Origin of the sequence: Paraburkholderia sp. JPY419 (assembly GCF_050435705.1) — a bacterium.
In the GTDB taxonomy this organism is placed as follows: Bacteria; Pseudomonadota; Gammaproteobacteria; order Burkholderiales; family Burkholderiaceae; genus Paraburkholderia; species Paraburkholderia youngii.
In genome coordinates, this window is record NZ_JBNDKV010000003.1 from 425,365 (window position 1) to 446,493 (window position 21,129).

Consider the following 21,129-nt stretch of genomic DNA (forward strand, 5'->3'; position numbering starts at 1 on the left):
CATGAACACGATATCCATAACGCCCGTCCCTCAAACCCCGTTTACACGGGACCCAAATTCAACAGCCTGCTAGGTCGGCCACCTGGTTGACCTGCCGCTCCACATCGCGCATCACCCGTCCAACGCGCGAGCGCAGCGTGCGCAGCGCTTTCCTCATGCGTTTGTACTGTTTCGCGTGAGCGTAGCGGCCAATCTGCAGCGCCAGATGCGGCGCCTCGCGGTTGTAGTTCTGCCTCAGTTTCAGACCGTGCCGTGCCGCGGCTTTCACCAGATGTTCGCGACACCGTTCGAGCAGGCGCGAATCGGTTGGGTGGGCGATCGCCTTCTCCATGACGGTCGTATCAACAATCACGCGCTTGACGCTCGAAGCCTTGATCACGCCAGCGCGTTTTGCTGCTTCGATCGTTTCGGCCAGCAACTCTTCAACGCCGGCTTCGCCCATTCGCTTGCGCCAACGCGTCAGGCTCGATGGGTCGATCGGAGGTTCGGTCTGCAAGTAGGTCTCGCCGGTGAACACCTGCCAGTACGGGTTCTCTACCCATTGCCAGACGACCTCTTCGTCGGACAGGTCGAACGCGTGCTGCAAATACAGCAACCCGGCGATCAGCCTCGGCGATGTCGCCGGTCGTCCCTTGCGCGATACAAAGCTTTCGCTCATTGATGCGCCCAGTCGCTCCCAGTTGATCAGGTCGGCCAAACGTATCAACGGATGCTTCAGGTTGATCTGTTCGCGCAGCGGCTGGCGGAAAAAATCTCCCTCCGTCACAGGCGTCTTCGGACCCATTCGCACCTCGTCGAAAAATGCAGGATTCTCACGTTAATGTGCCAGGATCCTGCAAATCTCACAACACCAATTCGGCCTCAAAGCTCTGCCACGCAAGGCTCTCCGAATTGATCAGGCTCGACTATCTAAGGAAGGTCTGCATAACACGCTTTCAGAGCGCTGATCTTTTGTAAGCGTCAATCCGAGGCCGTCTTGACGATCAGAACTTGACTTCCGAGAGTTGCTGATTCGCGAGCACAAGATCGAAGGCGGCGGGATCGAAGCTGCCGCCGCACCACTCAAGGAAGTGGTCGTGCTCTTCGTGCGTCGGATCGGCGATCGCTTCGAGGAAGTCGGCATATCCTGGCACTCCGCCGACGTCACTCACCACGTTGGCCGACAAGCCCTTGGCGTCATCGCCAAGCAACACGCTCAGGGCTTCGCCCATGTCGCTAGTCGAGATGCCCTTCAGATACAGCCACGGCAAGCGCTGCGCTTACACGGGGCGACTTCCTTACGTACGGCGGCACAATCGTTGAATTGAACTTCACGCCCGATCCTGATCGATCGCGTACCTTTGGCACCTTCACCGCAATCGGGCCGGCGGCCGTCAACACCTCGCGTTCTGGCAAGTAGCCGTTGCGTACTACGGCGCGTTGCCCGTGCAATGTCTTGACGTTCGCGAAGCGCTCCATCAACTCAGCCAACTCCGCTTCAATCGCTTGCTGAATCACCTGCCGCGCTCCTTGGCGGACCAATTCGTCCAGCCCGAGGCCGGCGCCCGATAGACCGACGACTGCTTTTTCCGTATCCTTGCTCATGGTGGATGGTTTGTTGTTTGCTGGTTTCCGACTTCGACAATCAGATTCTCAGCTGAAACCTCCACCGCCTTCAATTCCCCGCCTCAGATCCCCCGTACACCACTTCCGACTTTAGCTCCTAACTTCCGCGGCCCCTCCATAGTATCTAGACACTGTCTCGGCCGAAACAAGAAACGCGCAGTCAGAAGCCGATTGAAGGCCATCACTTTTCTGGTGTAATGTCAAATTCAAGAATATTCTGAATACCAATCGGGCCGCAGTAGGTTAATCCCGTATCTCTGAAGCCAGAGCCCAGGTACATGCTTTTAGCTACCGCATTCCGCACATTGACGGCAAGCATTAAACGCCCGACATGTGGGCGATTGGACACGATCCACCCAATAGCTAGTTCTGTTGCAGCTTTACCGTATCCTTTGCCCTGGTATGATCGGCCCACCCGGAGGCTGTGCATCGTCATAGCGTCCGGCTTCGCCCACTCTGGCACCGCGGCCTTTTCTCGAAGGACAAAAAAACCTACAACCTCATCATGCACTACGACTGAAAAAGAATGCTCGAATTCCGAATTTTGGCTTTGGCGCAGTTCGGAAAACACCACATACAACGGGTCGACAAATTGACATTGATCGGCATCCAATCCGAGATGCGCGACGGTAGCACTGTCGAAACACGACAACGCTAACAGCCTGGCATCGCCTGCCACGATGTGGGAGGTCGGTGCGGTGCAAAAGGATTTTTCTGAGGTACTGGCGACTGAGTGCGAGACTTCCAATTTTTGCTGTCGAGAGACAAGGTCCAGCCTCTCTTCTTCAATGACACGAGAAAGAACCTCATCAAGTGTTCGTCTCCCCCACGCATAACACGACCAACCTGTCAACATCTCCGTGGGTGCCTTCACGGTTACCGGTGCCTCCCGCACATAAGCGGACGTAATGGACAAAGACGAAAGCCAGTCGTCTTCATAGTTATAAATAGTCTTGACATAGCGGTGTCCCTCATCTGGAAAAATCGCCACAACGTTTTTGCCGGGGTTCTTCCTAGACCACCAATCTGCCACTCTATAGGCTGCGCCACTGGTCGGCCCCATAAATAGCCCATGTTCTCGATGTAGTTGATGAGTTGCATGAAACACTTCTGCAGGCGTCATCCAGTGAACCTCGTCAAACTGACGATGATCCACGTTGGAAGGCACAATTTCCCCCCCGAGACCACTAAGATCCCCCAAATCCCCGCAGGGCTGACCGAACAAAACAGAATATGGCATATCCACGCCAATAGCGTGTAACTCAGGGAATAGCACTCTTAAAAATCCAGTAGTGCCTGACATCGACCCACCGGAACCAACCGGCCCCACTAGGCAGTCGACCTTCCCAAGTTTTCGGATCAGCAGCTCCGCGAACTTACCGTAGGCGAGTGGATTGCCAATATTAGAATATTGAGACGGCCAAAAACTGCCCGGGATTTCCTTCAGATATTTGGCCAACCTATTTAGCCTAGCCTGTTGTAGTCCCCCTTGTGGTGCCGGATCGTTCACAATTTCTACGTGTGCGCCAAGCTCTACAAGGCGGCTTTTAAGATGATGGTCGATTGCCCAATCGCTTACCAATATGAGCTTATAGTCATATTGAACGGATAACATGGCTAACGCTAGACCAAATGTACCAGAAGAAGACTCGCAGATGGTGGCACCCGGTTTGAGCAGCCCCTCCGACACAGCTTGTTCGAGTATGAACCGCGCCGGAAGCAGCTTCATCAGAAAGAAGCTTGCCCCATAAAGATTAGCATCCAGCCTGACGATCCGTGGATTTTCGAAATCCTCGAGGTTTCGCATGAAATTTCGATTCATAATTCTCTTATTCCCAAAGTTTTTATCACTGTTCGATAACAATAGCTTCAAATCCTGAACACACTAATTCACGATTAGCCAAATACATGTTCTCCGCAGTTTTTTCACTCGACGGATCGAACATCATGCCAATAACCGTTCCGCTGTGTGCTATTTGCAGCCCGACTGCACCATATCTTTTGCCAATTTCGTCAATATCGTGTAGGCGTGGCTTTCGTAAAAAACGTTGATTAATCCAGGTACTTGCTGTCGCGACGCGGCCAAGCAATTTGATATCGGATGTATCAATCCCTTTACGCAATAGAGCTCGAATCGGCCGAAATTTCTCGACCTCTTCTAAGTTGTACTGAGGCAATTCCATATCAAGAGTGTTGACAGTCTGTTCGGTGTCCGCAGTTACACTAATAAAGTCAATCGGAGGAAGCAGCCTCCTGAACGCTTCAAGCACAATGCCATCTCGTTGCGCAAAAAGTACTGCCTGTTGCGAGAATAGTGTTGAATCACATGCCGCCTCAGCGCTTACTGCAATTTGCATAACATCGCTAGGCGGCAGGTTAATATCAAGAGATTCAAGAACTGCCAAGATGCTGGCCACAACGTCAGCTGTGGATGACCCCATGCCACGCGCAACAGGGATATTGCTCGTAACCCTAAGTACCCCCCCCACCCTCGCAGCCGAGAACCGCTCAAGCGTGATTTCTGCGGCGCGTTTGGCTTTTTCGCAACGGCTTGGAAAAGCGTCTACTTCTCGCTTTTTCTCGTTCGGCAGGAACTCCGCCCTTGACTTCAGAGTCCGGTAAGGCATGGAGACTAAACCATGCCGTAGCAAACCAGTATCGTCTTCAAAAATTCCCTGGAGAAGCTCCCCGTGATGTCCGGTGGCCTCGCCACTCCCTTGTTTCCCGTACATGCTTTGTATCTCCTTTGGCTCTGGTTCAAGAAAGTCCAATACGAATACTGAGAGAGTGCATTTCATACGCGGTAAAGAATGGGCCTGCAACTCCTAGTGGTCTGCTGAGATACACCTCACTCGCGCGAGCAATCCCTTTCCAGAGAACTTCCGCGGCGGTTTGGTCCGTGTCGAATTGATACCGACCGTCTTGCCTGCCTCTGCGTGCGTTCGCTGAACCGAATACCACACCTGCAACAGCGGCGCACGAATCAGTTTGTCCGGGGCGCTGCTCGGCAACCGCACCTCGCATCTTTCGCGTACAAGCGTGCGAACAGCCGGCCCATGCGCTTGAGCGCATCGTTCCGCCAGATACGAATCGGCCGCAAGGGGTGGCTCGTAGCCTCGAAGTCATCCAGCGTTGCGATTGTGAACATCGCTTTGGCGTAGCCATCTGCTCCACGGAGCGTTTCGGTCTCGGTGTTGTCCGTTCCCCTGTTTCAACATTTATCGCCTCCGCCCCGATGACGACGGAGGGAGGTTATTTCAAGAGCCTGCTAGGTCGATTTGCATACAAGATGCATGCCCGCAAAAAGAGAGCGCCGACGATCAAAATGATTGCACAACCACGCAATCAGTTGAACGAATTCCTACGGCCGACGTCATCTAGATGACAAACCGGACAGCCCGGCTGTCGTTCCGGGATGCAGCGATGACGCTGCGTATTTCGGCGAAGGTGACCACCGATTTCGGGAACGTGACCGATTCGGCGGGGTTGGGCGTTGCGCGGTGTCGATTGTAGATTTCCTTGTTAGTTCTGGTCGAGTTCGGGCTCCAGGACGTTGGGTTTTGGGGATGCCTTTCTGAGGGATTCACCGGTAAGCGTGATCCGATGATGACGCTGCATGAGGCGGTCGAGCATTGCGTCGGCGATGGTCTCGTCGCCGATCCATCCATGCCAGTGCTCAATCGGTAACTGGCTGGTGACGATGGTCGCCTTTCCCGCCGAGCGGTCATCGATCATCTCGAGCAGATCGTTTCGAACCATCGTATCGAGGGGCGCCATTCCCCAATCGTCCAATAGAAGCACGTCGACGCGGGCAACCTGCAGCAACCATTTTGTGAAGCCGCCGTTGCCGTGCAGAACGCGAAGCTCCTCGCCAAGTCGCGGCACGCGCAGATACAAGGCTGAATGCCCGCGCCGGCAAGCGTATTGGGCGAAGGCGCAAGCGAGCCACGATTTCGCAGCGCCAGTCGAAGCAAAGACATACTGCCCGCGAACAGCTCCCTGAGCTGGTTCGCATCTACTATCCGTTCCATCCGCGTGCCGGCTGTGAGGTCGAGGTGCTGGGGCGCTCGACGCTAGGCGCGGAAGACTTTCTCATCGTTCATCAACCCGACGGCACCCGCGCTTATCTTCCGCGGTGGATGACACTGCCGTCGGCGGGCGACGTGCCTACCCACTTACCGGCTCGCCTACCGATGGCGGCGCTGCTGGCGCTGCGTCAGGAGCTCGACGTTGTTCTATCTTTTTCGGCAGGTATCCAGCCAATCGGAGGCGCCGATGAAGTCTCTTCCGCTGCGCACGCGGCAACCCGCCCAAACGGATCTGTTCGACAGCGTTCAACCGCCGCTGCCCCGGGCACGCCTGGAGCAGGTTCACGATCAACTCGTCGCGCTGCCAAGCCAACTGTTATGGGAAGTGGTCGACAACGCCGATGCAACACGAAGCCCGGAGAACAGCGATGAGCAAGATTAGCCCTGAACACCTGTCGCGCGGCGCTTACGTCTATGTGCGGCAATCAACGACTGACCAGCTCCGTAACAACACGGAGAGTCGCCGACGTCAGTATGGTCTTGCAGATCGCGCACGGTTACTTGGCTGGTCGGAGGTAGTCGTGATTGACGACGACCTTGGAGTTTCCGCCGGTGGAGTGGCCCGTCCGGGCTTCGAACGCTTACTGGCTGCGATTTGCAGTGGACAGGCTGGCGCCGTACTCTGCATTGAAGCCTCCCGCCTGGCACGTAACGGGCGAGACTGGCACACGCTGCTGGAATTCTGCGCGTTGGTTGGATGTGTCATCGTTGATGAAGACGGTGTTTATGACCCTCGCGGTATCAATGATCGGATGCTCCTGGGCATGAAGGGTACGATGTCAGAGATGGAATTGTCACTTCTGCGACAGCGTTCGATCGAAGCGATCAAGCTCAAGGCGGCTCGTGGTGAACTGCATACGACCGTGGCCATCGGTTTCATACGCAGTGAAGACAACCGGATTGAGCTTGACCCGGATCTGCGCATTCGGGAGGCAATATCGGCCGTATTCTCGCGATTCGCGCAGACTGGCAGCGCACGCCAGGTACTGCTGTGGCTGCGCGAGGAGCGCTTTGAACTGCCGTGTGCCAAATATGACGAGGGGCGCCGCCGCGTGCAGTGGAAGCTGCCGACCTATAGCACCGTGCTGCATATTCTTAATAATCCTGTTTACGCCGGTGCGTATGTCTTCGGGCGCAGTGAGACTCGTGTGCGCATCGAGGCTGGTCGCAAGATTGTGGTTCGCGGGCACCGCCGTCAGCTCGAGCACTGGGAGGTCTTGATCCGCGGACATCATGAAGGCTATATTGACTGGGATACCTTCGAGCACAACCAGCGCGTGATTGCCGACAACACCAACATGCGCGGCGGCATGGCCAAAGGCGCACTGCGCCGAGGTGAGGCCTTGTTGGCCGGACTCTTACGCTGCGCCCACTGCGGCCGCAAGTTGCATGTTGGCTATACCGGGCGTCGGGGCAATACGGCGCGTTATCACTGCAGGGGTGCTTTTATCAATCACGGCACGCCGCAAAGATGTATTTCTTTCGGTGCGCTGCGCGTCGATCAGGCCATAGCTGCCGAGGTCCTCGAGACCCTCAAGCCTATCGGCGTGGAAGCTTCATTGCGCGCTATCGAACAGCGTGCAAAGGATGATCAATCCCGGCGACGGCAGCTCGAATTGGCACTTGAACAGGCGCGTTTCGAAGCTGCAAGAGCGCAACGGCAGTTCGACGCCGTAGATCCCGATAACAGGCTTGTAGCCGCCGAACTCGAACGGCGCTGGAACGAGCGTCTGGCTCAGATCTCCCAGCGGCAGGCCGAAATAGATGCGCTGGCGGCTCACGATGACCGTGGCTTGACTCTGCAACAACGAAGCACATTATTGGCGCTTGGCGCCGACCTGCCCCGCGCCTGGAATCACCCGGAGGCTGGCAATGAAGTCCGCAAGCGCATTTTGCGCACCGTAATCAAGGAAATTGTGGCAAAGGTAACCGATGCCAGAATCGAACTGATTATTCATTGGCAGGGAGGCGATCACACCGAGCTGAGTGTGGTGAAGAACCGTTCTGGGCGGCATCGGTGGACAACAAATGTCGAAGTCAAGGTCCTCATTACCGAACTGGCACGTCAGCTCAACGACGCCGGCATTGCCTCGCTATTGAATCGGCTGGGACATCGGACAGGTAAGAATCAGAGCTGGACAGAGATGCGTGTGCGCTCTTTCCGCGGGGATCATCACATACCTGTCTACAAGATCGGCGAGCGCGATGAACGGGGCGAACTGACACTGGAGCAAGCCGCCAACTTATTGAGCGTGAGCAAGATGACAGTATTGCGATTGATAAGCTCCGGTACGCTCGACGCCTCACAGGCCTGCAAGGGCGCTCCCTGGGTCATCAAGGCTGCCGATCTGCAGCGCTCTGAGGTACAGAGGGGTTCGTTCGGTGCGTCGCGGCGCCCGCTACCAGAAGACCCGCAGCAAATTCCCCTTGAACTTCAGTGACGTGGTGAGGTGTGCATTATGTCGCGTACTCGGTTGGGCCGCTTATAAGCAGGCTGTAGCCGGCTTCGACCCAGTCACCGAGCGCGAGACTCGTGAGTGAGCGCGGATCGACGCCACGGCCAGCGCGCGTGTCGAGATCTTCAATGGCGGCTTGCGGATACTTGAGGCGCGCCTGCTTGAGCAGTCGGGTACGACGGCGATCATCACGCCAGCTGGCTTCCCGGCTGACCAACAGTGACAGGCGCTCCTCGAAGCTCAGGCTGGCCGCACCGGGCAGGGGTTCTACGCCGGAATCCCAGAAAATTCCGTCATCACGACATTGAGAGCGTCAATCGGCTTGTTGCCTTGGGGCGTGACGCGCGCCAAAAGCCTGCCGCATCTGTCTGGCGCTGGATTTCATCGCCGTGCAGGGACATCGGACGGCCCATCACGCGGGCCGCAATTCGATGAGATTGTTGAACAGATCGAGGCCATCCTGACAGTCTCGGCAGACCCAATGTAGCATTGGCCCGACCGGATCCGGATTGTCGCTGAAGGCCGTCAGCGCCGCATCGTACTGGGCATCGGTCCTGGTCGAGCGCATGATGCGCTCGATATTGGACACGATACCGTCCAGGCTGCACTCGCCGATATCAGCCTTGAATGCCGTCACACCACCCGACGGATTGACGGCAAAGAAGAAAAACGCCTTTGTCTCGATCATGTGCGACAGGATCGTCCTGGCGATCGCATTGCCTGGATTGATCAGGGCGTTGAAGATTCGATAGCCGTAAAACTCAAAGCCGAAATGCACGACCTCGAAGTCGTCGGTACCGCGTACCGAATGCCCGAAGTTGAAGCCTCCGCGAGTGAGGTCTTGTGGAATATCGTCGACGGGACGCAGTGTCAGGCATGCATAGCGCGTTTGGCCCTCGGCCACGAGCCCCATGGCAAAGCAAGGCGCCCGCTCGGCCAGCAGGGCCTCAACAAAACTCCGGTTCATGCGTAGCATGGGCAGCATCAGGATTCCTTCGTCGTGAGGATAGAAATTCGCCGCTCCAGCTGCTCATCGGCGTCGAACATCAATGGCTACTCGTCGTCGAGATCGAACAGCGCGCGATCTGCCGGACGGAACAGGAACTCGTCCATCATCGCGCGGAAATCCGCAACATCCCACTCGCCGCGCTCGACACGGCGCAGCAACGCCTCGCCGGCTAGCACGATCTTTCGCTCGCGATCCGCGCGCGTTTGCTTGACCTGCTGGCGCTGTGCCTTGGCGGCTGCCTTGCGGGCTGTCTTGATCTCCTGCAGCTTGTCGTCGGTCGCGGCGAGGCGACGTTTCAGCATGTTCATTCTGAAGTCCTGTGCGATGAAATTGCCGTCACTTATTCGGTAGCGGCATAAAACATTCAGATCGTGAATGCCTCCCCGAACTGCCGTGCCCGCTTGACATCGTCGGTGTGCAAGTAGATGGACGTGGTCGAAATCGAAGCGTGACGGAGGTTGTCTCGCACGGCGCTCAGTTCGACGCCCTTCGCGATCGCGTGAGTTGCGTGGGTATGCCGCATCCAGTGCGGCGTCGCCTGACGGAGTTTCTCAGCCAGCGTCGGATGGTCGATTTCAATAATCTGCGCGGCAAGCCGGAAAAACCTGCGCATGACTTCCCACAGCCGCAGGGGCTTGATGCCGGCATCGCCATCGTCCAGTCTACCGATCAGGGGCGTTGCGGGGTTCCAGTGAGTCCGGCTGACAGGTAGTCTCCGTTCCATCAAATAGCGGTCCAGCGCTGCGCGCGCCAACGGCGTCAACGTCACCCTGGCTGGCTTGCCGCCTTTGCCGATCACGTGCAGCCAGTGATCGCCGACGGCGTCGACTTCGATGTTGCGCAGGGTAGCACTGACCAGTTCGCTGATCCGAAGTCCCGTCGAGTAACCGAAATCCAGCATGAAGCGCAGTCGCTGCGCGGCGGCAGCCTGCCAGCCGTACGACCACTCGAGTCCGTTGGCGATGGTGCGCGTGAGCAGCCATTCTCCTTCGGTGAAGGCGTGCGCGGTTTCCAGGGCCATGGCGCGCTTGCTCCCGCGCACCTTGATGCCGGCAAAGGGGTTGGCCACAACATAGCGCTGCTCCACCAGCCAGCGGAACATGGCGTTGAGCACGGCAAGCGCGTGGGCAATCGAACGGGCCGAAAGGTTATCGACGAACGGGCGCCAGTCGGGTGACGTGCGCGGCCGCGGTGGTCCGACCCAGCGTTCGCGCGGTGTGGGTCGACGCAGAAACGTCCTGTAATCGGTTGCATCCTTCGTGGTCAGGGAAGACAACGCCTTGCCGCGAGCGACGATGGCCCACAGGATCAGGCGTTCGGCTTCCTTGCGGTAGGCGCGTTGCGTGGCCGGGGATTCATGCAACGCAAGCCATGCCTGGATGGCGTCGTAATCCTTGTCGACGCCCAGGATGCAGCTCGACACCGGCGCGCGGAAGGCGCCAGCGGAGCCGTCGACCTCGTGCGGTAGCCGTAGTTGCTCCCAGGGCGTCACGACTGACTGCCGATCCGCGTTGATCAGGGCGCGGGCCCGCTCGATGAGCGCCGGGTGCGCGGCGAAGAAGGCTTCGATCCTTCTCGCACTGGCCGGGCCGAGACCCGGAATGACGGTCCACCACTGCCGGCGACGCGGAATCCGTACCGTGAGATCGGCCAGGGTCCGGATGCCGGCCGCGTGCAAGGTGCGGGCAGCGCGATCCGGCAGCCAGTGCGCAATGTCGTCCCCGATCTGCGGGGCTGGAGCGGGCATAGTGCGCAGTAGCTCGACAGCCTGCGCGGTGGTTCGGCCATGATGCCTGCGCTTGTGGGCCGGGCATTCGAACAGCGCGGCCAGATCTGTCCGCTGCCGGCTGCGGGCATATAGTGCCAGTTGCCGGCGGATCTGGCCGATGACGCTGCGGGCTGACTGGCCGTGGCTGAGCCGATCTCGCAGGTACCGGTGGGCAGCCTCGCGCGAGGATGCGCCCTCGTACCAGGCACGCAGCGCTGCCAGGGCGTCGGCGTCAGGAAAATCGGCCGGGACGTCGGCGGCGGACGGGATCATGAGGCGCGTTTTCATGGTATTGAGTTTAGTACAAAAATGATCATACAGAGATAATAAGGTTTATCTCTGTAGAATGCAGAAGCTCAATATTTCTGTCGTATCTCATGGATCGTGATCCCACAAAATCGAAGACTCTAGCGTCGTGTGGAGAGGATAGTCGATGATCAACAAGAACAAGCTGCTCAGCGTCTTTTCCGATGCCGAACAGGAGGCCGTGTATGGCCTGCCTGATTTCGACGATGCACAGCGGCTGGAATACCTGGCGTTGACCGAATCCGAACTGGCGCTCGCCAGCAGCCGCCCCTCGATACCCGCGCAAGTCTATTGCATCTTGCAGATCGGCTACTTCAAGGCCAAGCACGCCTTCTTCGGTTTCGATTGGGACGAGGTCGAAGACGAGTACGATTTCGTGCTGAGCCGCTATTTTCACGACGAATCGTTCGAACCCAAGCCGATTACCCGGCACGAGTACTACGCCCAGCGCGAACAGATCGCTGAACTATACGGCTATCGGCCGTGGGCGGCGGCTCTCCTGCCACAACTCGTGCAGCAAGCCGCGCAGATTGTACGTCGCGACGTGACGCCGGGATTCGTCGCCGCCGAGCTCATCGTGTGGCTCAACGAGCACAAGATGATCCGGCCCGGCTACACGACCTTGCAAGAGCTGGTCAGCGAAGCCCTGTCCGTCGAGCGTCGGCGGCTGGGCGAGCTGCTCGCTGGTGTATTGGACGAATCGACCAAAGCCGTGCTGGACCAGCTCCTAGTGCGCGATGATACCCTGTCGCAACTGGCGGCACTGAAACAGGACGCCAAGGATTTCGGCTGGCGTCAGATGGTCCGCGAACGCGAGAAGCGCGCCACGCTGCAGCCGTTTCACGAAATCGCCAAGACGTTGCTGCCCCGGCTGGGCATCTCGCAGCAGAATGTGCTGTATTACGCCAGCCTGGCGAACTTCTATACCGTCCACGACCTGCGCAACCTGAAGGCGGACCAGACGCAGCTCTACCTGCTGTGTTACGCCTGGGTGCGCTTCCGGCAGCTCACCGACAATCTGGTCGATGCGATGGCCTTCCACATGAAGCAGCTCGAGGAAGAGAGCGGCGCCGGCGCGAAACAGTCCCTCATCGCCGAGCAGGTGAAACGCCATCGAGAAACGCCGCAGATCGGCCGCCTGTTGTCGCTCTATGTGGATAACAGCGTAGCCGATCCCACGCCGTTCGGCGAGGTGCGTCAGCGTGCCTACAAAATCATGGCAAAGGATGTGCTACAAAACACGGCGCAACGCATGGCTGTCAAGCCGCTGAGTCAACTGGCACTGCACTGGCTGGCAGTGGACGACCTGGCCAAACGTATTCGACGTCATCTGCGTCCCCTGTACGTCGAGTTCGACCTCGTCGGCACCGCCCCGGACAACCCGTGGCTTGCGGCACTGGCCTGGGTCAAGGGGGTGTTCGCCAAACAGCAGCGCCTGTCACAACGACCGCTCGCCGAATGTCCCGCGGCCACACTGCCGAAGCGCTTGCGACCGTACCTGTTGATCTTCGGCGTCGATGGTCAGCCGACCGGCTTGCACGCCGATCGCTACGAATTCTGGTTATACCGCCAGATCCGGAAGCGCTTCCAGTCAGGTGAGATCTATCTCGACGACAGCCTGCAACATCGCCACTTCTCCGACGAGCTTGTTTCGATGAACGAGAAGGCCGACGCGCTGGCACAGATGGATATCCCGTTCCTGCAGCAGCCAATCGATGCCCAACTCGAAGCGCTCGCGGCCGAGTTGCATACACAATGGCTGGCCTTCAACCGCGAGCTGAAACAGGGCAGGCTGACGCACCTGGAATACGACAAGGATACGCAGAAGCTGATCTGGCGCAAACCGAAAACCGAGAAGCAGAAGGTGCATGAACAGGCCTTCTACGAGCAGCTTCCGTTCTGCGATGTCGCCGACGTGTTCCGCTTCGTCAATGGTCAGTGCCAGTTCCTGTCGGCGATGAAGCCATTGCAGCCGCGCTACGTGAAGAAGGTTGCGGCCCCAGACAGCCTGATGGCGGTTATCATCGCTCAGGCCATGAACCATGGCAATCAGGTCATGGCACGCACCAGCGACATTCCGTACCACGTTCTGGATAGCACCTACCAGCAGTATCTGCGTCAGGCGACGCTGCATGCGGCCAATGACTGCATCAGCAATGCCATCGCCGCGCTATCGATCTTCCCTCACTACTCGTTCGATCTCGATGTGCTGTATGGTGCTGTCGACGGGCAGAAATTCGGCGTCGAGCGACCGACCGTAAAGGCGCGTTACTCGCGCAAATATTTCGGACGCGGCAAAGGCGTCGTCGCCTACACGCTGCTGTGCAATCACGTCCCGCTGAACGGCTACCTGATCGGCGCGCACGAATACGAGGCGCATCATGTATTTGACATCTGGTACCGCAACACGTCGGATATCGTGCCAACTGCGATCACCGGCGACATGCATAGCATCAACAAGGCCAATTTCGCCATCCTGTACTGGTTCGGGTTACGCTTCGAACCGCGCTTCACAAACCTCGATGACCAGTTGCTGGAACTGTATTGCATCGGCGACCCGGCGTTGTACGGGAAGTGTCTGATTCAGCCAGTCGGCCAGATCGACCGGCAGCTCATCACCAGCGAGAAGACCAATATCGATCAGATCGTCGCCACGCTGGGCCTCAAGGAGATCACGCAGGGCTCGCTGATCCGCAAACTATGCACGTACTCGCCGGAAAATCCAACACGTCGCGCGATCTTCGAGTTCGACAAGCTCATCCGCAGCATCTACACGTTGCGCTACCTGCGCGACCCGCAGCTCGAGCGAAACGTGCATCGCTCGCAAAACCGCCTCGAGTCCTACCATCAGCTCCGTTCGACCATCGCCCAGGTCGGTGGCAAGAAAGAACTGACCGGTCGCACCGACACCGAAATCGAGATTAGCAACCAGTGCGCCCGGTTGATTGCCAACGTGATCATCTTTTACAACTCGGCGATTCTGTCCCGTCTACTGACGAAATGGGAGGCCAGCGGCAACACCAGGGCGCTGGCGCGGCTCCCGCAGATATCGCCGGCGGCCTGGCGGCATATCCTGCTGAACGGACACTACACTTTTCAAAGCGGCAACAAAATTGACCTGGACGCGCTCATAGCCGGGTTCGAACTGGAGTGATGGAAGTCTCGGCGGTTCCGGCCTGGAACCGTTGGTAGGTAACCGAGCGGGGCTTCCGCGTGAAAACCTGAAGTAGGCTAGCATTGTTCGGCAGGGTAGGCGCGCAGTTCGTTGCTGGCGCAACTATGTAATCTTGATGTCGAACAAAGCCGCCGGTATGTAAGTATGTAATGCTGGGCGTTGTTACATCGCCCAAAACTCGATTTCTGCAAAACGCGCCACGTGTACGATGGCCTCTCGCTCCATGACATCCCATCTCGCCGTTGCCACATTCGTTGTATCGATTGCGGCTCAAACTGCATTCGCCCAGCAGCCCGACACGACAACACCAACGTCGAAGGCAGCCACGGCCCAGTCCAACACCTCAACTTACAATCAGCCATCGAAAGCAATTCTCGATGTGATGCTCGCGGCGCCGCCACCGATACCGGTCATCAGCCCAAGCGCCGATCGGGCACTGCTCGTCAGCTCGCAGGAATATCCGTCTATCGCACGAGTTGCAACGCCGTTCCTGCGGCTTGCTGGCGTGCGTGTTGAGCCCGCCAACCGCAGCCGGCACGACACGCCAGGTGGCTATGGCATCCCGCCGTGTGCTACCGGTTTCGAACTGATGCTGTTCGCGACTGGCGCCATGCGGCACATAGCACTACCGCCCGGCGTCTGCGCAACGGGTCCAAGCTGGAACGCCGACGGTAAGCGCTTCGCATTCGAAAACGTGACCGCATATTCGGTCGATCTGTGGATCGGCGACGGCGAAACAGGCGCAGTGCGCCGTATTCCAGGTGTGCAGTTGAATCCGATGTTCGGCGGCGATCTGATGTGGATGCCCGACCAGACCTCGCTGCTCGTGAAAATGATTCCCGCGCACCAGGGCCCGCCGCCTGTCGCCATCGACGAATCGGTCGGCCCGGGCATCCAGGAATCCGACGGCCGGCGCGGCCAGAGTAGCACGTACGAAGCACGCGACACGCTGGGGAGCGTCCACGACGAAGCGCTGTTCGACTATTACGGCACCTCGCAACTCGCGAGGGTCGACGCACGCACACTCGCCGTCACGCCGCTCGGTGCTCCTGCGTTGCTCGACGGCATCAGGCCGGCGCCGGATGGGCGGCACGTGCTGGTGTCCACGATCCGGCGGCCGTATTCGTACGTGACGACTTTCGGGCGCTTCCCGCACGATTACACGGTGTGGGACATTGCGAACCGCACGCAGATCGCCACACACCTGATCGTGTCGCGTTCGCTCGCCGACCGCGTACCGGTCTCCGGCGTGCCGCTCGGGCCGCGCGAGTTCTCGTGGCGGCCGACCGAACCGGCTACGCTGGTGTGGGCCGAGTCGCTCGACGGCGGCGACTGGAACGTCGATGTGCCCGAGCGCGACAAGGTCATGATGCTGAGGGCGCCGTTCGACGGAGCGCCGCACGAACTGACACGTTTGCGCCAACGCTACGCAGGCTTCGGATGGACCTCGCAGCCGGACATCGCGCTGCTCTCCGAGTACGACAACAACCGTCACTGGTGGCGCACCTTCATCGTCGACGTTGATGCTCCGCACGTCACGCAGCGCGTGCTGTGGGATCTATCGAGCAACGAGCAATATGCGAATCCCGGTACACCGGTCATGCGGATTCAGCCGAACGGTTTTCCCGTGATCCGCGTCCATGACGACGCGATCTTTCTCAACGGACAAGGCGCGTCGCCTACCGGTAACCGTCCGTTCCTCGACCGGCTCGACCTCGCGACGCTCAAGACCGAGCGCCTGTTCCGCAGCGACAAGACTGCCCTTGAGTTCTTCCTTGGGTTCACCGGTCATGGAACTGGGTCGTTCCTGACCTGGCACCAGTCGGCGATGGATCCGCCAAACCTGTTCGAGCGTACGCTCGGCGTCCCGGTCGACGCGCCACCGGGCGAAGCGCGCTATGCCTCGAGCTCCACCGCCCTCACCCATTTCGTCGATCCGACGCCAGTGGTGCGTCAAATCAAGAAGCGCCTCGTCAAGTACAAGCGCGCCGACGGGCTCGACCTGTCCTTCACGCTGTACATGCCACCGGGTTATCAGGAAGGCACGCGTGTTCCCGCGATCCTGTCCGCCTATCCGCGCGACTACGCCGATGCAGCGACGGCCGGCCAGGTGGGCAGCTCCGAGCAGACGTTCACGCACCTGAAGAATTACCAGCTGATGCTGCTCGCCGGCTACGCGATTATCGATAACGTCTCCTTTCCAGTCATCGGCGACCCAAAGCATGCCTACGACACCTACAACGAGCAGCTCGTCGCCGACGCCATGGCCGCAGTCGATAAGGCGGTACGGCTCGGGGTCGTCGACCCGGACCGCATCGGCGTGACGGGTCATAGCCACGGCGCGCTGATGACGGCCAATCTGCTGGCGCACTCCGACATGTTTCGTGCCGGTGTGGCAACGAGCGGCGCCTACAACAAGGCGCTCACGCCGTTCGGCTTCCAGAGCGAGCGGCGCTCGGTGTGGCAGGCGCAGGACGTTTATCTCAAGGTGTCGCCGTTTTTCTATGCCGACCGGTTGAAAACTCCGCTGCTGATCGTGCACGGCATGGATGATGCGAATCCCGGTACCACGCCGCTCCAGGCGACGCTGCTATACGAGGCACTGCGCGGCAACGGCGGTACGACACGGCTGGTGATGCTGCCGCACGAGCCTCACTGGTACTCGGCGCTCGAATCGAATGAGCAACTCGTGTACGAAATGGAGCGCTGGTTCGACCGCTACGTGAAAAATGCGCCGCAGCGTTCATCCGGTGCGACGGTCGTCGCAACATCACACGCGCAATAAACGGCCCCGCGCCAAGAGCGCGGAGTATTCCGGGGGAGAAAGCTTGAGTTACCGTAAATCCTTGCCAGGTTTGGCTTGGCTAGGTATTCCACGCTCATCCCGCCAGCTTCGTTTGCTCATAAACCCTTCAAGACCGATATCCAACCTTCGGGGTCCATCTGGATGGTGCAACAAAATCGACCTGGACGCGCTCATAGCCGGGCTCGAATTGGAGCGACGGAAATTTCTGGGGTTCCGGCTTGGAACCCCTTGAAGGAAGTTGCGGACATACTTCGCCATCGAAGCATCGATACGACAGCGATCTATACAAAGATCGATCGTCGAAGCCTTGATGCCGTGGCGCTTCCCTGGCTGGGGAGAACGTCATGAAGAATTCCGCAAAACCAGCTGATACGATGATCTCGCAGGCGAAGACGTATCTGGCACAGAGACGTTCCCTCGGTTTCGACCTTAAGATCTCTGGCTCGATCCTGATGGACTTCGCGCGCTTCGCAGATGCCATGCCCCAGCCTGGCCCGATTACCGAAGAACTTGCTCTTGCCTGAGCACATTCAACAAAGAGCGAAAGGGCCATTACCTGGGCGCCCCGAATTGAGGTGATCCGGCCGTTCGCAAAGTATCTGAAGCAGTTCTCTCCCGAGGCCATCGTTCCGCGACGCGACCTTTGCGGGCAAGCTCATCGTCGTCTGGCACCACATATCTACACGGAGCGGGAACTCAATGAACTAGTCGCAGCGTCGGCGGCGTTATTGCCCGCCGGGTCGATTAGACCGCTCACCTATGAAGCGTTGTTCGGTTTGATCGCGGCAACCGGTCTGCGTATCTCGGAAGCCATTAATCTGTCCAGGAGCGACGTCAACCTTGACGACGGAACGCTGATCGTGCGCGAGACGAAGTTCCACAAGTCACGCCTCATTCCACTGCATCCTACTGTAACGCGCGTCCTCGAACGTTACGCTGATCGACGATTGCGGGTTATCGCTGCGGTGCCGTGCAATTCATTCTTCGTCGGTACAAGTGGTAAGAAGTTGCCTATTCGAACAGTGGAGGGGACGTTCGATCGTATTCGCAGGCAACTTGCAACACTGTGTCCATTCTCCGCAGTTTGTGGACACTGTCGGTCACTCGTGCCCGTTGCGGCCAATATTGTATCTTCTACGCGGAACGTGGCGACGGTACAGATCGAACGCTTACTATCAAGGTCAAGGGACAGTGGAAGTACTTCTACCGGGCCGTGGACAAAGCGGGAGACACGCTCGATTTCCTGCTGCGCGCCCACCGTGACAAGGCTGCCGCGAAGCGCTACTTAGAAAAGTAGATCGAGTGGAACGGCGAACCCGAGGTGGTGACGATCAACAAAAGTGGGGCGAATCTCGCTGCGCTTGAGGCTATCCACGCCGGGCGCTAGACGCCGATCAGGATCCGTCAGTCGAAGTATCTGAATAACATCGTCGAGCAGGATCACCGCGCGATCAAGCGCCGGACCCGCCCGATGCTCAGATTCCAGAAATTTCGTTGCGCCCGCGTTCTCCTAGGTGGCATCGAAGTCATGCACATGATCGTCAAGGAGCAATTGAACGATTGCAGCGTTGGTCAAACTCCCGCACAGCAGTTCTATTCGCTGGCTGGATAAGGAATCCATACCATATCGGTCTTGCCCGACCTTTCGCTCTTACTCCGACAGAACCCCTAATTTACTTTATCGCAAGACTATGGCCGGTAGTGTGCCCATTTGTCGTGAGCGGGCGGCGCGTAACGTTGCAGCTTGCCGATCAACGCGAGCGGATCGGCCTCGATCTGCAGCATGTCGAGATAGGTCTTGCGCAGGAAGCCTTCGTCGACCGTGTGCTGGAGCAGGCCGATCAGCGGCTCGTAGAAGCCGCCGGTGTTCAGCAGCGCGACCGTCTTGCCGTGATAGCCGAGCTGCGCCCACGTGAAGACCTCGAACAGCTCCTCGAGCGTGCCCGCGCCGCCCGGCATCGCGACGAACGCATCGGATAGTTCGGCCATCATCTTCTTGCGATGATGCATGTCGGGCACCACGTGCAGCTCGGTCAGGCCGTTATGACCCACTTCCTTGCTGACGAGCAGCTCGGGAATCACGCCGATCGCGCGGCCGCCTTCGGCCATCACGGTATCGGCGATCACGCCCATCAGCCCCACTTTGCCGCCGCCGAATACGAGCGCGAGATCGGCCTCGACGAGGGCGCGCCCGACCGCGCGCGCAGCCTGTTCATACAACGGTTTGGCCCCAATCGCGGAGCCGCAAAAGACACACACTGACTTCATGCTCGACCGTCCTTCGATTCGTTGCGAGGCGCGGCGCCTTCACGCCGTTGCAAGGGCCCGCACCTCCGACATACTCATCATAAGTCATCTATTCTTCGCCCTTGCCAGGCCAAGGAATAAATATTTCGATCCACTGAGCCCCATTCATTGAACATCGTAACCATTGACTAGGACGAAATGCCCGCCTCCGCCATTCCAACACCATAACGTTACGATTCCGTGATTGTCATTGACTGAAGATTGGATGTCAGCAAATGCAGGGGCGCCATTAAAAATGCCAATATGAGACGTACATCAAGGTCAAGGGACAGTGGAAGTACTTCTACCGGGCCGTGGACAAAGCGGGAGACACGCTCGATTTCCTGCTGCGCGCCCACCGTGACAAGGCTGTCGCGAAGCGCTACTTAGAAAAGTCGATCGAGTGGAACGGCGAACCCGAGGTGGTGACGATCGACAAGAGTGGGGCGAATCTCGCTGCGCTTGAGGCTATCCACGCCGGGCGCGAGACGCCGATCAGGATCCGTCAGTCGAAGTATCTGAATAACATCGTCGAACAGGACCACCGCGCGATCAAGCGCCGGACCCGCCCGATGCTCAGGTTCCAGAAATTTCGTTGCGCCCGCATTCTCCTAGGTGGCATCGAAGTCATGCACATGATCGTCAAGGAGCAATTGAACGATTGCAGCGTTGGTCAAACTCCCGCACTGCAGTTCTATTCGCTGGCTGGATAAGGAATCCATACCATATCAGTCTTGCCCGACCTTTCGCTCATACTGCGACAGGACCACTTATCGCATCAGCGTCGGACCGTTTCGTAGCTGACGATAACCCCGCGCTCGAACAGCAGCGCTTCGATATCACGCAGGCTGAGCTGAAATCTGAAGGCAGCGCACCGCGCGACTGATGACCGCGGCCGGGAAGCGATGACCGTGGTAAAGCGATTTCGCATTCTTCATCACGAGATTTTACCCGACCATCTCAGCAACGTGACAGCGCCCCGCGACAACGTGACAACGTGACAACGCCGTTTGATCGCACCCTCCACTCTACCTCTTACTACAATTTCACGATTTCGAGGAGGTTTTTCTTGCCCTCCTTGTAATTGACTAGCGAGATCGCCGACTGCTCAGTGGAACCGGATGTCGTCGGGGTCGTACTTCCCGCCACCGGTCAAGCAAGTTGAGATTCCAAAGGCAACGGGCGGTATTCGCGAGTTGGGCGTGCCCACGGTGAGTGACCGTGTGGCGCAGACTGCGGTCAAGCTCCTCACAGGACCACCGTGCCATCAAGCGTCGCACCCGTCCAACGCTGGGATTCAAAGATTTTCGCTGTGCCCGCATCATTCTGGGTGGCATCGAAGTCATGCATATGATCGTCAAGGGCAGATGAAATGCATTCGCGGCACTCAACCATCTGCCGCTGAGAAATTTTACTCGCTGGTGAAATAAGCAATCCTATGATATCGCGCTTTACTATGACCGTTGCCCTTATCGCGACAAAATCTGACAACTTCGACATACGTGGTCTGGAATTGGACAAACAGGACAGCCATCAAGGCTGCTTGTCGGCTATTTTTCAGTTTGTTGCTAGTTTTACACATGGCGCGAACATTGCTCAGCATGGTTGATCCAAGCTCATTCGACTGGGA

The 21,129-nt window shown here is 58.2% G+C and carries 13 protein-coding genes and 9 pseudogenes; 9 read left to right on the forward strand and 13 right to left on the reverse strand.

Translation table 11 applies throughout. The features are described 5' to 3' along the window. Positions 1-76 precede the first annotated feature (76 nt). The 7 genes and pseudogenes from QFZ91_RS25475 to QFZ91_RS25505 form a co-directional block, all read right to left on the reverse strand. Positions 77-784 (reverse strand): annotated as a pseudogene (locus QFZ91_RS25475) (IS5 family transposase); the annotation flags it as partial. A gap of 199 nt (positions 785-983) precedes the next feature. After that, positions 984-1,154, reverse strand: a complete 171-nt coding sequence (locus QFZ91_RS25480) for an IS1096 element passenger TnpR family protein (RefSeq protein ID WP_429569137.1) — start codon at positions 1,152-1,154, stop codon at positions 984-986. Next, positions 1,146-1,584: pseudogene (locus QFZ91_RS25485) on the reverse strand (transposase); the annotation flags it as partial. The gene QFZ91_RS25480 and the pseudogene QFZ91_RS25485, both read right to left, overlap by 9 nt. A gap of 202 nt (positions 1,585-1,786) precedes the next feature. Continuing rightward, positions 1,787-3,412 (reverse strand): pyridoxal-phosphate dependent enzyme, encoded by a 1,626-nt coding sequence (locus QFZ91_RS25490; protein ID WP_429568855.1) that lies wholly within the window; start codon positions 3,410-3,412, stop codon positions 1,787-1,789. 40 nt (positions 3,413-3,452) lie between these two features. Further along, positions 3,453-4,337, reverse strand: a complete 885-nt coding sequence (locus tag QFZ91_RS25495; RefSeq protein ID WP_429568856.1) for a GHMP kinase — start codon at positions 4,335-4,337, stop codon at positions 3,453-3,455. A 213-nt stretch (positions 4,338-4,550) separates the two neighbouring features. After that, positions 4,551-4,753 (reverse strand): annotated as a pseudogene (locus QFZ91_RS25500) (IS5/IS1182 family transposase); the annotation flags it as partial. A 374-nt stretch (positions 4,754-5,127) separates the two neighbouring features. Then, positions 5,128-5,571: pseudogene (locus QFZ91_RS25505) on the reverse strand (ATP-binding protein); the annotation flags it as partial. 264 nt (positions 5,572-5,835) lie between these two features. Here QFZ91_RS25505 and QFZ91_RS25510 point away from each other — a divergent pair. Both QFZ91_RS25510 and QFZ91_RS25515 read left to right on the forward strand, forming a co-directional pair. Then, a complete protein-coding gene (locus QFZ91_RS25510; protein WP_429568857.1) occupies positions 5,836-6,075 on the forward strand; it encodes a hypothetical protein in 240 nt (79 codons plus the stop codon). Next, positions 6,062-8,134: a recombinase family protein gene (locus tag QFZ91_RS25515; protein ID WP_429568858.1), complete on the forward strand. Its 2,073-nt coding sequence runs from the start codon at positions 6,062-6,064 to the stop codon at positions 8,132-8,134. The genes QFZ91_RS25510 and QFZ91_RS25515 overlap by 14 nt, the downstream gene beginning before the upstream one ends. Positions 8,135-8,165: 31 nt before the next feature. Here QFZ91_RS25515 and QFZ91_RS25520 read toward each other — a convergent pair. From QFZ91_RS25520 to QFZ91_RS25535, 4 genes and pseudogenes are all read right to left on the reverse strand, one after another. Beyond that, positions 8,166-8,408, reverse strand: a pseudogene (locus tag QFZ91_RS25520) (ATP-binding protein); the annotation flags it as partial. A gap of 153 nt (positions 8,409-8,561) precedes the next feature. Next, the gene (locus QFZ91_RS25525; RefSeq protein WP_429568859.1) at positions 8,562-9,134 is read right to left on the reverse strand and encodes a hypothetical protein; all 573 of its coding nucleotides are present in this window, start codon (positions 9,132-9,134) and stop codon (positions 8,562-8,564) included. A gap of 68 nt (positions 9,135-9,202) precedes the next feature. Then, complete coding sequence (locus tag QFZ91_RS25530; protein WP_429568860.1) at positions 9,203-9,466, reverse strand: hypothetical protein; 264 nt, start codon at positions 9,464-9,466, stop codon at positions 9,203-9,205. A gap of 56 nt (positions 9,467-9,522) precedes the next feature. Further along, complete coding sequence (locus tag QFZ91_RS25535; protein WP_429568861.1) at positions 9,523-11,214, reverse strand: phage integrase family protein; 1,692 nt, start codon at positions 11,212-11,214, stop codon at positions 9,523-9,525. A gap of 145 nt (positions 11,215-11,359) precedes the next feature. Between QFZ91_RS25535 and QFZ91_RS25540 the strand changes: the two genes are divergently transcribed. The 5 genes and pseudogenes from QFZ91_RS25540 to QFZ91_RS25560 form a co-directional block, all read left to right on the forward strand. Beyond that, positions 11,360-14,386: a Tn3 family transposase gene (locus QFZ91_RS25540; protein ID WP_429568862.1), complete on the forward strand. Its 3,027-nt coding sequence runs from the start codon at positions 11,360-11,362 to the stop codon at positions 14,384-14,386. A 244-nt stretch (positions 14,387-14,630) separates the two neighbouring features. Next, entirely contained in the window at positions 14,631-17,192 is a 2,562-nt protein-coding gene (locus QFZ91_RS25545) for a prolyl oligopeptidase family serine peptidase (protein WP_429568863.1), read from the forward strand. Between the two features lie 365 nt (positions 17,193-17,557). After that, entirely contained in the window at positions 17,558-17,737 is a 180-nt protein-coding gene (locus QFZ91_RS25550; protein WP_255215310.1) for a hypothetical protein, read from the forward strand. Between the two features lie 51 nt (positions 17,738-17,788). Further along, positions 17,789-18,502, forward strand: coding sequence for a tyrosine-type recombinase/integrase (locus QFZ91_RS25555; protein WP_429537976.1), 714 nt, complete (start codon positions 17,789-17,791; stop codon positions 18,500-18,502). Then, positions 18,388-18,825: pseudogene (locus QFZ91_RS25560) on the forward strand (IS6 family transposase); the annotation flags it as partial. The gene QFZ91_RS25555 and the pseudogene QFZ91_RS25560, both read left to right, overlap by 115 nt. 77 nt (positions 18,826-18,902) lie before the next feature. Here QFZ91_RS25560 and QFZ91_RS25565 read toward each other — a convergent pair. Then, positions 18,903-19,481: a TIGR00730 family Rossman fold protein gene (locus QFZ91_RS25565; RefSeq protein ID WP_429568864.1), complete on the reverse strand. Its 579-nt coding sequence runs from the start codon at positions 19,479-19,481 to the stop codon at positions 18,903-18,905. Between the two features lie 284 nt (positions 19,482-19,765). On the opposite strand from QFZ91_RS25565, the pseudogene QFZ91_RS25570 reads away from it, so the two are divergent. Further along, positions 19,766-20,212: pseudogene (locus QFZ91_RS25570) on the forward strand (IS6 family transposase); the annotation flags it as partial. A 71-nt stretch (positions 20,213-20,283) separates the two neighbouring features. Here the strand turns inward: QFZ91_RS25570 and QFZ91_RS25575 are convergent. Next, positions 20,284-20,437, reverse strand: a pseudogene (locus QFZ91_RS25575) (IS6 family transposase); the annotation flags it as partial. Between the two features lie 310 nt (positions 20,438-20,747). Between QFZ91_RS25575 and QFZ91_RS25580 the strand changes: the two are divergent. Then, positions 20,748-20,929: pseudogene (locus QFZ91_RS25580) on the forward strand (IS6 family transposase); the annotation flags it as partial. Positions 20,930-21,129: the final 200 nt, after the last annotated feature.